We start from the raw sequence: 12,701 nt of genomic DNA on the forward strand, positions 1-12,701 counted from the left end.
GAAGTCTTCGCCCATCCTATAGTTGGAAGTCCACGTATGTCTACCGTCACACCGCACCGGAGCGGCCGGCGCACTTCATGGGGGCTGTATGTCAGCCTTCTGCGATCTGCTGTGCCTTCGCGTAGGCGAGATGCAGGAAATCCGCACCGGTGAGCGCAGCGAACGACCCCGCCACCAGACGCGTGAAACCCGGAGCATAGACCCGGCCGACGACGAGGGCCGTCACCGTCCACAGGTCCAGGCAGAACGGGCACGCCAGCAGTTCCCCGACCGCGTGACGGACCCGCGACGACGTACGGGGCTGCTCCATCACCTCGGCCGGACCACCCGGCCCGTCGAACTTCGTGAACGGCGCCCGGACCGGGCTGGTCACCGCCGCCTTGCTCACGATCCGGGAGATCTTGTGGCCGGCCAGCGCAGTGACGACGAGGTCACCGGCATCGGGCCTGGGCAGCGGTCGGCCCCTCTTCGCCGCGACCGCCGAGAGTGCGCCGACGAGGGTGAGATAAATCGACATCAGGACCGCGTAGCCCCCGAGCGGACGATCCTCGTCGCCCCGATAGGTCTCGGCTTCCTCTTTCACGGCATGAACCGCGCGTTCCGCGTGCTCCTTGGCCGACGGCTTCTCGGATGTTCCCATGAATCCTCCACTCGAGCGGTTCGCGTGCCGGTGCACGAAGGCCACCCGCATCCTCACCCGGGCAGGCATACCCCCGCGTCCCCTGTCGCAACCCGGATCGGAGGGCCGAGGGTCAGCGCATGCGGCGGTACAGGTCCCCGAGATCGGTGATACCGCGGATGACCACGGCCTCGTCCGTTCCGCCGGCCCGCAACGCGCGGCGCAGGAGCATCGGGTCGAGATCCTCGAGCGCGGGCCGGAACCGCTCCGCCGGCAGGTCGGGCAGCTCGGTGTCGTCGCCGTAGAAGTCCTGCACCGCGGCCGCGTCGTCGTCGGGCTCGGCCTCGTCGATGCCGCCGATCAGCGTCGCGAGGTCGACCCCCCGAAGCGTCAGCACGGCGAGCGGTTGATCGTCGACGTGCTCCGCGAGCAGATAGCCGACGGCCGCGGCGTGCTTGCAGGGCCACCCGTCGTCGGGGCACGTGCACTCGAAGTCGAGCTCACCCGCGCGTCGCGGAAGGAGGGAGGATCCGAGTTCCTCGGGGAGGATGCCCGCGGCCAGCCGGGCCAGCATGCCCGGCGACGAGCGGACCAGCGTCACGAGTTCGCGCACCGCATCCTCGTCGAGCATGCGCACACGTACCACCGAGGTGAACGGGGTGAGCCGACTGCCCTGCACGTCTCCCACGGCCGCGCCCGGTTCGAGTCGCATGGAGATCACCTGACCGGCGCGCGCGTACGCGCGTCCCCGTGTCAGGCGTCCCTTCTCGGCGAGCTCCTCCATGACGGAGATCAGTTCCTTCGACCACCAGCTCCGGCCGATCGCGCCACGCTTGGTGCGTGCCTCGATGCCACCGTCGATCCGACGTGCCGTGCCGTAGCGGCGTACATCGCCCCGCGCCATCTAGTCCCCCACCGCGTCGTCGCCGAGGGTGAGCAGGGACTGCAGCTGATCGGTGGGCAACTCGGTGATCCAGTTCTCCCCCGCGCCGACCGCGATCTCGGCCAGTTCCTGCTTGCCGGTGAGCATCTCGTCGATACGCTCCTCCACCGTTCCCACACAGACGAGCTTGCGGACCTGGACGTCGCGGCGTTGCCCGATCCGGAACGCGCGGTCGGTCGCCTGGTTCTCCACCGCGGGATTCCACCACCGGTCGAGATGGACGACGTGGTTGGCGGCGGTGAGATTCAGTCCGGTACCACCCGCCTTGAGGGAGAGCACCATGATCGGCGGGCCGGCCTCACCCTGGAACGCCGTGACCATCGCGTCGCGCCGGCCCTTGGACACTCCCCCGTGCAGGAAGGGCACCGTCGCCGCGAACCGCTCCTCGAGATACGGGACGACGAGTTCGCCGAACTCGCGGAACTGCGTGAACAGCAACACCTTCTCGCCGTCGGCCAGCACGGACTCGACGATGTCCTCGACCAGACCGAGCTTGCCCGAGCGATGCCGGCCGCGGCGCAGGACGGGCGAGCCGTCGCTCAGATAGTGCGCGGGATGGTTGCACACCTGCTTGAGCCGGGTCAGCGCCGCGAGCACCGCTCCCTTGCGGGCCATGCCCTCCTTGTCGCGGATCCGGCGCATCATGTCGTCGACCACTGCCCGGTACAGGGCGGCCTGTTCGGCGGTGAGATTGGCCCGTACGGTCTGCTCGAACTTCTCGGGCAGATCGGAGATCACGTCGGGGTCGGTCTTCACCCGGCGCATCACGAACGGCGCCGACAGGGACCGCAGCCGCGCCGCGGCGACGGCGTCGTGGTCGCGTTCGATCGGCACCGCGAAGCGGGCCCGGAAGGACGCTGCGCTGCCCAGCAGGGACGGATTCGCGAAATCCAGGATCGCGCGCAGTTCCTCGAGGCGGTTCTCCACGGGTGTGCCGGTGAGCGCGATCCGGTGCGCCGCGGGCAGCGCGCGCGTGGCGCGGGACTGCGCGGTCGCGGTGTTCTTCACGTGTTGTGCCTCGTCGAGGACCACGCGTTGCCACGACAACGCCGCGAGTTGCGCGACGTCGCGGGCGGCGATGGCGTAGGTCGTCACCACGAGATCGTGGTCGGCGGCAGCCGCGGCGAGCATCGGTCCGCTCAGTCGCTGTGCGCCGTGGTGGACATGCACCCTCAGATCGGGCACGAACCGCTCGGCCTCGCGTTGCCAGTTGCCCACGACCGACATCGGGCACACGAGCAGTGTCGGTGCGTGCCGCAGGCCCGACTCGCGTTCGTGGGCGAGCAGCGCGAGCACCTGGATGGTCTTGCCCAGGCCCATGTCGTCGGCGAGCACGGCGCCGAGGCCGATCCGGCTCATGAACGCGAGCCAGTCGAGGCCGCGCTGCTGGTACGGCCGCAGTTCGGCGTTCAGGCCCGCCGGCACGGGAACCGGCTCGGGACGCGCCTGTCCGTCGAGCAGCATCTCGACCCAGCCGGAGGCGGAGACCTCGGTGACCTCCGCGGGCGGCGCGTCGTCGCCGGTGAACTGGGCGAACAACGATCCGAGGGTGGCGTTCTCGGCGGAATGCGCCGTCACGTAACGCGCGGCGCGGGCCAGTGCCTCGGCGTCGGCCCGTACCCACTTGCCGCGCAGCTTGACCAGGTCGCTGTTCGCCGCGACGAGCTCTTCCATCTCCGACGGGGTGAGCAGCATGTCGCCGACGGCGAGCTGCCATTCGTACGAGACGATCGCGCTCATCCCGACGACGCTGTCGTCGGCGCTCACGGGTGTCACGGGCGACTCGACCTGCAGGCGCAGGGACGGATCGACCCTCGTCCAGGCGCGCGGCAGCAGCACCGCGATCCCGGCGGCGTCGAGCGCCCGGGCACCGTGCTCGACGAGGTCCACGACGACCGGGGTGGGCAGCAGCAGGTCGAGGCTGTCGGGGTCGCGGGGTACGTCCTGCAGGCGCGGATAGGACTGGAGCGCGATCCCGAGCTTGCGCACGCCGATCTGCAGCAGGTGCGGATCGGTGTCCGCGACGGGCAGGGGCATCGGTGCCTGGCCCTCCGCGCGCAGGCACACCTCGAGACGCCAGAGGGAATCGGCACCGACACCGTCGTCGACGTCGTCGGGCTCGACGAGACGCAGTACCAGATCGGGTTCGTATCCGGCCAGGCTCGCACGCCATTCCTCGAGCGCGTCGGCCATGCGCTGGGTGCCCCGGGGGTGGGGGTTGCCCTCCGCCAGGGCGGCGACGAGCGGATGCAGCGAGGTGGAGGCGCCGTGGAGCGTGCGCACGATCGGGTCGGTCAGTTCGCGGCACAGATCGTCGAGCAGATCGACCGGTCGTCCGAGCTGTCGCTGCGCAGGAGACATCGCGGCCGCCAGTTCCGCGGACCAGGCACGCGTCTTCTCGCCACCGAGCAGACGCCACCGCGCCCACCACTGCTTCTCGACCCGCACCAGCTCCGGTGCGACGCGACCGGCCTGCGCCCACCTCTCGATGCCGCGGGCGACGTGCGCGAGATACCGCAGGTCGCCGCCCACGCCTCCGGGACGCCGGGGTATGTCCAGCAGCAGTTCGGCCGCGTCCGGTGGTGCCACGGCGACGGCGGGCACCGTGCTCGGCTCGGTCTCCGTGGGGAAGGTGAGGGTGACGCGGTGGCGGAACGGGCGGTCGATCCACCGGCGCAGCGCAGACGGCAGCGCGTCGGGATCGGGCTCTGCGGCGGGGTCCCACCACAGCATCAGGCCGGATCCCGGTGACCACAGCCCGTGCAACATGCCCACTATCGTGCCAGCCGCACCCGACCCCGATGGCAGGCTGGGTCCCATGGCACGCGCATACGGCTTCGTGGAGTACGGCGGTCCGGAGACACAGCAGCTGTTCGACACTCCCGTCCCCTCACCCGGCCCGGGGCAACTCCTCGTGGCGGTCCGGGCCGCGGGTGTGAATCCCGCCGACTGGAAGGTGCGGTCCGGACAGCGCAGGAACAGCGTCACGGTGCGCTTTCCGGCCGTGCTCGGCCGGGAGGTCGCGGGCGTGGTGGAGGCGGCCGGTCCGGACGCCGGCTTCACGGCGGGCGACGCCGTCTTCGGAGCCACCGCGGAGGGTCATGGCGGCTACGCCGAGTACACACTCGTCGATACGCGCGCTGCCGCGCACAAGCCCGGGTCCGTGCCGTTCGAGGTGGCGGCCACTCTTCCGGTCGCGGCCGGAACGGCCTTCGACATCGTCGAGCACCTCGACATCGTGGACGCGGACACCGTGCTCGTCCTCGGTGCCGGTGGCGGTGTGGGAACGGCGACCACGCAACTCGCGCACGCCGCGGGCGCCGCCGTGCTCGGCGTGGCGAGTGCGGGGAAACGCGATCTCGTCGAATCGTGCGGCGGGCTGTGGATCGAATCCGGTGCGGGCTTCGGCGAGCGGGTCGCGGCCGCCGCGGAGCGGTGCGGGGCGGTGACCGCGGTCGTCGATCTCGTCGGCGGCGACGTGCTGGAACGGGCGGTCGCGCTGACCCGGGCGCCGGAACGGGTCGCGAGTGTCGCCGATCCTTCCCGCGCACAGGTCCTGGGCGGTTCGGGGATCACCCGGCGACGGACCCGGGCAGTGTTCGAGCAGGTCGCGGAGCTCGTCGAGCGTGGCGTCCTCACGCCTCGCATCGAGCGGACCTTCCCTCTCGGCGAAGCCGGTCGCGCGCTCGAACTCGTCGAATCCGGACATGCGGACGGGAAGGTCGTCGTCACTGTGCCCTGAATCGCTCTGCCGCGAGCGCCCTGTCGGCGCGGTATGCCAGGATCGCCGCGTGCGTGGGGGGAACGCGATGTGGTGGGTGGTGGCCGTGATCGTCGCGGTGGTGCTGTCCTGGCTGTGGGATCGCACCGGACCGGGATCCGGGACGGTGCCGGGCAGCCCCGCCCGAGCCGAGGTGCACGCCCTGCTGGCGCAGGTGACGGTGGTCGAGGAGCGGCATGAGGTGCCCGGTTATCAGCGGGGATGCGGCGCCGGGGAGCGATGCGTGTTCGGGCCGGCCTGGTCCGACGACCATCCCGGCGCCGGCGGGCACGACGGATGCGACACTCGCAACAACGTCCTCGCCCGCGACCTCGTCTCACCCACCTTCCGGGCGGGCAGCGACGACTGTGTCGTGATGTCCGGGGTCCTGAACGATCCGTACACCGGGGCGCGCGTGGAGTTCCGGCGTGCCGAGGCGAACGCCGTGCACATCGACCACATCTATCCTCTCGCCGCGGCATGGGATCTCGGTGCCGCCGGATGGCCCGCCGACCGCCGGCGCCAGTTCGCGAACGACATCACCTACAACCTCGTCGCCGTCGACGGGCAGGCGAACCTCGACAAGCGCGACGGCACGCCGGCGCGGTGGTTACCGCCGGCGCCGGGTTACCGCTGCTGGTTCGCGGGACGGTACCTGACCGTGGCGGTGCGCTACGCACTACCGATCACGATCGGCGACCACCGCGCCCTGATGGGCGCGGCGGAATCGTGCCTGTGACCTCTCGCGCGGTTCGCCAGGCCTGTCGGGCAGGAAGGTCGCGCGGGATCCGGTCGGGATGCCCGAGCGAGAACATCGATGTCTTCGTATGCCGTGGGGCTACGGTGAGGAAATGCTCGAGCGCATCTCCAAGGACACCCGGCTGTGCATCTCGATGTCCGGCCGCCCCAGCAACATCGGCACCCGCTTCCACAACTACCTCTACGAGGAACTCGATCTCGACTTCGTCTACAAGGCGTTCGCGCCCGTGAACATCGAGGACGCGGTGGCCGGGATTTGCGGCCTGGGTATTCGCGGAGCCGGTGTATCCATGCCGTTCAAGGAAGCGGTGTTGCCCCTCGTCGACGTGCTGCACGATTCCGCGCGCGCCATCGAGTCCGTGAACACGATCGTCAACGACGACGGAGTCCTGCACGCCTACAACACCGACTACCAGGCGGTGAGCGATCTGCTCGTCGAGCACGGTGCCGATTCCGCCCTGCCGGTCACGGTGGTGGGCAGCGGTGGAATGGCGAAGGCCGTGACAGCGGCGCTGCGCCACAACGGATTCACCGACGGAACGATCGTCGCCCGCAACGAGGACACCGGACGGCCCCTCGCGCGCAAGTACGGCTACGAGTGGCGCGCCGACACACGCGACGTCGCGCCCGGTCTGATCGTCAACGCAACCCCGATCGGGATGGCGGGCGGGGCCGAATCGGGCGACCTGCCTCTCCCCCACGATTTCGTCGCGGCGGCGTCCACGGTCTTCGACGTCGTGGCCGTCCCGCCGGACACCCCGCTCGTCCGGTTCGCCCGCGAGCACGGCATCCCGGTGATCACGGGCGACGAGGTCATCGCGTTGCAGGCCGCGCTCCAGTTCGAGCTCTACACGGGCGTGACCCCGACGCGCGAGCAGGTGCGCCGCGCGTCGGAGTACTCCCGCTCCTGATCGATCGGTGCCCCGGGGACGGCCCGTCGTCGGACGATCCCACCCTGTTCGAGGCCGTCGAGCACGACCGTGGTCTCTTCTCCGGAACACGTCTGCGCGTTCCGTTTCCGGCCGGACAACGGTCAGCCGCCGGTGGCGACCTCCCGTGCCGGATCGGCCGACCACTGCGACCACGAGCCCGGATACAGGGCGGCGTCGATGCCCGCGATCCCGAGTGCGGCGATCTCGTGTGCGGCGTTGATACCCGACCCGCAGTACACGGCGACGTCGGTGCGCTTCACGCCGAGCTTCGAGAAGCGGTGCGCGAGCTGATCCGCGGGCAGGAACGAGCCGTCCTGCCGAAGGTTCTCACCGGTCGGCGCACTGACCGCACCGGGAATGTGGCCCGCGCGGCGGTCCACCGGTTCCTCGGCGCCGCTGTAGCGCGCGTAGGCCCGCGCGTCGAGCAGAACCCCGTGAGTGGCGAAGGCCGCGGCCTCGTCCGGGCCGATCGTCGGCATGTGACCGGGACTCAACGTCACGTGGCCCGGCTTCCGCTCACCGCCCGGGCCCGCGGCGAGCGGGTGTCCGCCGGCGATCCACGCCTGCAGCCCGCCGTCGAGCAACCGCACCTCGGAATGCCCGGCCCAGCGCAACAACCACCACGCGCGGGCAGCGGCGAGATCACCGGTGTCGTCGTACGCGACGACGGGCGTTCCGTCGTCGATCCCCCATCGGCGCGCGGCGGCCTGGAAGCGATCGATGTCGGGCAGCGGATGACGGCCGAGCTCGGGTGCGGGCGGGGCGGCGAGTTCCTCGTCCAGGTCGACGTAGACCGCGCCGCTGATGTGACCTTCGTGGAATCGGTCCCGTCCGTGCTTGTCGCCGAGTGCCCAGCGGACGTCGAGTATCACCGGAGATCGACCCTGCTCGATCATCTCGGCGAGCTCGACGGTGGTGAGGAGAACGGCGGTATCGGACATGACCCGATCCTGACACGAACCGCAGACGGCGTTCCGGCTTTGGGGCGACACGCCGTGCATGCTGCGACGACCCCCTCGGCGAACACGCCCCGTACACGTCCGATTCGAGGGTTTTGCGTCTCGGTTCGGGATTGTCGTGAGGGTTGGTCTGATTTGCCGTGCCGAGAGCACTATCGTCGAGACGTGAGCAACCGCCAACCGACGAGCCCAGCCGCCCCGCCTGAGCCGGAGCAGTTCCCGGTGTTGTGGCCCATGCAGACACGTTGGGCCGACAACGACCATTACGGCCACGTCAACAACGTCACGTACTACTCGTACTTCGACTCGGCGGTCAACGGGTGGCTCATCTCCACCACCGGTGTCGACATCCGCGAACTCGACGCGATCGGGGTCGTGGCCGAGACCTCCTGCCGATATCTCGCCGAACTGTCCTTCCCCGACCGCCTCCAGGTCGGATTGGCGGTCGAACGTCTGGGGACACAGTCGATCACGTATTCGCTCGCAATCTTCCGGGAATCCGACGACGCGCTGATCGCCGCCGCGACCGGCCGTTTCGTCCACGTCTACGTCGATCCGCAGACGCGCCGTCCCGTCCCCGTCCCTGACCAGATCCGCAAGGCCGCCGCTCAGCTGGCCACCCCGAGCGCCGGCCGGTAGCGGTCTAGTCCGTCTCGCCTCCGCTGCGTCCGGCGGCCCGGGCCAGCAGCGGAGCCGTGCGCTGCGGGACGAGTTCCTGCATGACCAGCGACATGTCCGTGCGCTCGACGCCGCGGATCCTCAGGATCCGGCCGGCCAGCCGATACAGGTCGTCGGCGTCGCGAGCGACCACCTTGACCGACAGGTCGATCTGCCCGGTCAAACCGTAGACCTCGGTGACCTCGGGGATCTGGGCGAGCTCGTCGACGACCTCGTCGAGACGGTGCTGATCGACGCGGGTGGCCACGTAGGCGGCGAGCGGGTAGCCCAGGCTCACGGGATCGACCCGCCGCTCGAACGATGCGAGCACACCTTCGGCTTCCCATCGGGCCAGGCGCGCCTGGACGGTGTTGCGCGACAGCCCGAGACGCTGCGCCAACTCCACGCCCGTGGCCCGGGGTGTGCGTGCGAGTTCGAGCAGCAGACGCGCGTCGGTCGCATCCAGACTGGTCATTCTTCGCAGTCTGCCAGCGCCGGGCACCCGAAAACCGTGCTTTCTGCACGGTCCCGGCCGAATCGATTGCGCATACGCGACGCACCCGGATGATGTGAGGTACGGCACACATCATCCGTTCGTGCCTCACGAGGGCACGCCGGATCCGCACCGACGAGGTGATCCGATGGATGTACCGACCGCCTATCCGGTCCAGTTGATCCAGCCCGACGGGCGACGCGTCCTCGACACCGAGTACGGCCCACTCGTCGCCGACATCGGCCCCGACGAACTGCGCGGGCTCTATCGCGACATGGTCGTCGCACGACGCCTCGACTCGGAGGCGACGGCCCTGCAGCGACAGGGTGAGCTCGGCCTCTGGGCACCGCTCCAGGGCCAGGAAGCCGCGCAGGTCGGCTCCGCCCGGGCCCTCGCGCCCGACGATTACGTCTTCACCAGCTACCGCGAGCACGCCGTCGCGTGGTGTCGCGGCGTCGATCCCGCCGACATGACCCGCCTGTGGCGCGGGTGCGGGTTGTCCGGTTGGGATCCGCACTCGGTGGCCACCACCAACCCGGCCATCGTCGTCGGCGCCCAGGGCCTGCATGCCACCGGGTACGCGATGGGCGCGAAACTCGACGGAGCCGAGATCGCCACCGTCGTGTACTTCGGCGACGGTGCCACGAGCCAGGGCGATCTCTCGGAGGCCCTCGTGTTCTCCGTCAGCTGGGGAGTCGGCGTGGTGTTCATCTGCCAGAACAACCATTGGGCGATCAGCGTGCCCACCCGAGTGCAGAGTCCTGTGCCCCTGGCCCGGCGCGCCGCCGGATTCGGGATGCCGGCCGTGCAGGTCGACGGTAACGACGTCCTTGCAGTCCTCGCGGTGACCCGTCGCGCCGTCCGCCATGCCCGCGACGGAGCCGGACCGTTCTTCGTCGAAGCCCTCACCTACCGCATGGGTCCCCACACGACCTCCGACGACCCCACTCGCTACCGCACGCCCGCCGATCTCGAGGAATGGAAGGCGCGCGACCCCATCGACCGGTTGCGCCGGTTGCTCGAACGCGAAGAGCTCGTCGACGAGACCTTCTTCGACGAGGTCCGGACGGTCGCCGACGAGACCGCTGTGCGGCTGCGGCGGGGAACACTCGGGATGCCCGACCCCGAACCCGCCGCACTGTTCGACCACGTCTACGCGACCGAGCATCCGCTCATCGAGCAGGAACGTGCCGATCACGCCCGGTATCTGGCGAGTTTCGGTACCACGGACGAGGAGGCGCGACGATGACCACCACGACGATGACACTCGGCGGTGCCCTCAACGCCGGACTCCGCCGCGCGCTCGAACACGATCCCAAGGTCGTCGTCATGGGCGAGGACGTCGGCACCCTCGGTGGCGTCTTCCGCATCACCGACACCTTGCAGAAGGATTTCGGTGAGGGACGCGTGATCGACACGCCCCTCGCCGAATCCGGGATCGTGGGAACGGCCTTCGGGATGGCGCTGCGCGGCTACCGGCCGGTGTGCGAGATCCAGTTCGACGGTTTCGTCTACCCCGCCTTCGACCAGATCGTCTCGCAGGTCGCGAAGATCCACTACCGCACGGCGGGCACCGTGACGGCGCCGCTGACCGTCCGTATCCCCTACGGCGGCGGTATCGGTGCGGTCGAACACCACTCGGAGTCACCGGAGGTGTACTTCACCCATACCGCGGGTCTGCGTGTCGTGAGTCCGAGCACTCCGTCCGATGCGTACTGGATGATCCAGCAGGCCGTCGCCCTCGACGACCCGGTGATCTTCCTCGAGCCCAAACACCGTTACTGGGAACGCGGAGAGGTGGATACGAACACCGCACCCGACCTCGCCCTCACCTCCGCGCGGGTCACCCGGTCCGGCACCGAAGCAACGATCGTGACCTTCGGTGCGTTGGTCGCCACCGCGCTCCGTGCGGCGGAGATCGCGGAGGCGGAAGGACATTCGCTCGAGGTCGTCGATCTGAGATCGCTGTCCCCCATCGACTTCGACACGATCGAGGCCTCGGTACGACGGACCGGTCGGCTCGTCGTCGTGCAGGAAGCGCCGGTCTTCTGCGGTATCGGCGCGGAGATCGCCGCCCGCACGAGCGAGCGGTGCTTCTATCAACTCGAAGCGCCGGTGCTGCGGGTCGGCGGATTCGACATCCCCTATCCGCCCGCCAAACTCGAATCCCATCACCGTCCCGATCCGGATCGCATCCTCGACGCGGTCGACCGCGCACTCGCGGCGTGAGGTGCACCGATGACGAATTCCACACGCGTAGTACAGGAATTCCGGCTCCCCGATCTGGGTGAGGGACTCACCGAAGCGGATTGGGTGCAGTGGGCGGTCGAGGTCGGCGACCGGATCGAACTCAACCAGACCATCGGGGAGGTCGAGACCGCCAAGGCCACGGTGGAACTGCCCTCTCCGTATGCGGGCATCGTCACCGAACTGCTGGTCGAACCGGGGCAGACGGTTCCGGTCGGGGCACCGTTGCTGCGGATCGCCACGGAGGACGGACCCGCCGAGGCGTCCGGAGGCGGCAGCGCGTCCCGTCCGTCGGTGCTGGTGGGCTACGGACCCGGCGATGTCCCGCAGAGCAGGCGCGCGGCCCGCCGCGCATCGGCCGACACCGCTCGTGCCCGTGAAGTCGATCCACCGACCGCACGACCCGACGCGAAGCCCGGTGCACGCAAACTCGCAGCCCTTCTCGAGATCGACCTGGACACGGTGACGGGCACCGGACGGGGTGGCGTGATCACGCGTGACGACGTGAGACGCACCGCCGCTCACGGCGAGGGGCCGGCTGCCGGTCCCGGCGACGAACCCGCGGCGGCGTCTCCGCCTCCGCGCACACCCGGGCCCTCCGTCGAGCGGACCACGCGAATACCTGTCGGAGGAGTCCGCAAGCGGACCGCCGAGGCCGTCTCACGCAGCGCCTTCACCGCGCCGCACGCCACGGTCTTCCTCACGTGCGACGCGACCGCCACCGTCGCTCTCGTATCCACACTGCGCGCGTCGCCGGCCTTCGAGGGTGTCCACCCGACCGCACTGAGCATCGTCTCGCGCGCACTGCTGTGCGCGATCGCCGACGAACCGTCGCTCAATGCACACTGGGACGACGACGCGGACGAGATCGTCCTCCACCACGACGTGCACCTCGGCATCGCCACCGCGACGTCCGACGGCCTGAAGGTCCCCGTCGTCCGTGAGGCCCAGCGACTGTCGTTACCGCGATTGGCGAGCTCGATCGCCGAGGTCGCCGACCGTGCGCGGACGGGCCGGGTAACGCCGGCCGAGCTGACCGGTTCGACGGTCTCGGTGACGAACGTGGGGGTGTTCGGGGTGGATGCGGGAACCCCGATCCTCAATCCCGGCGAGTCGGCCATCCTCGCCGTGGGAGCGATCTCCGACCGCCCGTGGGTGGTCGACGGCGCCCTCGCGATCCGGAAGATCGTCACGTTGTCGCTGTCGTTCGACCATCGGCTCGTCGACGGGGAGCAGGCAGGACGGGCCCTCGCGACGATCGGTGCCGTCCTCGGCGATCCCGTGCCCGCACTGCTCGCCGGCATGTGAGAGCTGTGCGGCCTCGGTAGCGTG

At 69.8% G+C, this 12,701-nt stretch carries 12 protein-coding genes; 7 read left to right on the forward strand and 5 right to left on the reverse strand.

Going from position 1 to position 12,701, the window contains the following annotated elements:
• Positions 1-91: 91 nt before the first annotated feature.
• From EQ874_RS19595 to EQ874_RS19605, 3 genes are all read right to left on the reverse strand, one after another.
• Entirely contained in the window at positions 92-640 is a 549-nt protein-coding gene (locus tag EQ874_RS19595; RefSeq protein WP_129977832.1) for a DUF1360 domain-containing protein, read from the reverse strand.
• A 112-nt stretch (positions 641-752) separates the two neighbouring features.
• Positions 753-1,523, reverse strand: coding sequence for an SWIM zinc finger family protein (locus tag EQ874_RS19600; protein WP_129977833.1), 771 nt, complete (start codon positions 1,521-1,523; stop codon positions 753-755).
• Positions 1,524-4,331, reverse strand: a complete 2,808-nt coding sequence (locus EQ874_RS19605; protein ID WP_165369281.1) for a DEAD/DEAH box helicase — start codon at positions 4,329-4,331, stop codon at positions 1,524-1,526. It lies immediately after the preceding gene.
• A gap of 49 nt (positions 4,332-4,380) precedes the next feature.
• Here EQ874_RS19605 and EQ874_RS19610 point away from each other — a divergent pair, with 49 nt between their 5' ends.
• The 3 genes from EQ874_RS19610 to EQ874_RS19620 all read left to right on the forward strand — a co-directional run bounded on the left by EQ874_RS19610 (position 4,381) and on the right by EQ874_RS19620 (position 6,992).
• Positions 4,381-5,304 (forward strand): NADP-dependent oxidoreductase, encoded by a 924-nt coding sequence (locus EQ874_RS19610; protein WP_129977834.1) that lies wholly within the window; start codon positions 4,381-4,383, stop codon positions 5,302-5,304.
• 67 nt (positions 5,305-5,371) lie between these two features.
• Positions 5,372-6,061 carry an HNH endonuclease family protein gene (locus tag EQ874_RS19615; protein ID WP_242496830.1) on the forward strand — a complete coding sequence of 230 codons (690 nt, stop codon included), beginning with the start codon at positions 5,372-5,374 and terminating at the stop codon, positions 6,059-6,061.
• Between the two features lie 112 nt (positions 6,062-6,173).
• Positions 6,174-6,992: a shikimate 5-dehydrogenase gene (locus tag EQ874_RS19620; RefSeq protein ID WP_129977835.1), complete on the forward strand. Its 819-nt coding sequence runs from the start codon at positions 6,174-6,176 to the stop codon at positions 6,990-6,992.
• Positions 6,993-7,114: 122 nt separating this feature from the next.
• Here EQ874_RS19620 and EQ874_RS19625 read toward each other — a convergent pair whose 3' ends face one another.
• The gene (locus EQ874_RS19625) at positions 7,115-7,954 is read right to left on the reverse strand and encodes a sulfurtransferase (RefSeq protein ID WP_129977836.1); all 840 of its coding nucleotides are present in this window, start codon (positions 7,952-7,954) and stop codon (positions 7,115-7,117) included.
• Positions 7,955-8,137: 183 nt separating this feature from the next.
• Here EQ874_RS19625 and EQ874_RS19630 point away from each other — a divergent pair, with 183 nt between their 5' ends.
• Positions 8,138-8,611 carry a thioesterase family protein gene (locus tag EQ874_RS19630; RefSeq protein ID WP_026003570.1) on the forward strand — a complete coding sequence of 158 codons (474 nt, stop codon included), beginning with the start codon at positions 8,138-8,140 and terminating at the stop codon, positions 8,609-8,611.
• Positions 8,612-8,615: 4 nt separating this feature from the next.
• On the opposite strand, the gene EQ874_RS19635 is transcribed toward EQ874_RS19630, so the two are convergent.
• On the reverse strand, positions 8,616-9,104 hold the full coding sequence (locus tag EQ874_RS19635) for an Lrp/AsnC family transcriptional regulator (protein ID WP_129977837.1): 489 nt from the start codon (positions 9,102-9,104) through the stop codon (positions 8,616-8,618).
• Positions 9,105-9,270: 166 nt separating this feature from the next.
• On the opposite strand from EQ874_RS19635, the gene pdhA reads away from it, so the two are divergent.
• Genes pdhA through EQ874_RS19650 form a run of 3 tightly spaced genes read left to right on the forward strand, consistent with a single transcriptional unit; the run spans position 9,271 to position 12,677 of the window.
• Positions 9,271-10,371 (forward strand): pyruvate dehydrogenase (acetyl-transferring) E1 component subunit alpha, encoded by a 1,101-nt coding sequence (gene pdhA / locus EQ874_RS19640; protein ID WP_064063646.1) that lies wholly within the window; start codon positions 9,271-9,273, stop codon positions 10,369-10,371.
• On the forward strand, positions 10,368-11,351 hold the full coding sequence (locus EQ874_RS19645; protein ID WP_064063617.1) for an alpha-ketoacid dehydrogenase subunit beta: 984 nt from the start codon (positions 10,368-10,370) through the stop codon (positions 11,349-11,351). Before pdhA ends, EQ874_RS19645 begins: the two co-directional genes overlap by 4 nt.
• Before the next feature lie 9 nt (positions 11,352-11,360).
• A complete protein-coding gene (locus EQ874_RS19650) occupies positions 11,361-12,677 on the forward strand; it encodes a dihydrolipoamide acetyltransferase family protein (protein ID WP_129977838.1) in 1,317 nt (438 codons plus the stop codon).
• Positions 12,678-12,701 lie beyond the last annotated feature (24 nt).

The organism is Rhodococcus sp. Q1 (genome assembly GCF_004153645.1).
Taxonomy (GTDB): domain Bacteria; phylum Actinomycetota; class Actinomycetes; order Mycobacteriales; family Mycobacteriaceae; genus Rhodococcus; species Rhodococcus gordoniae.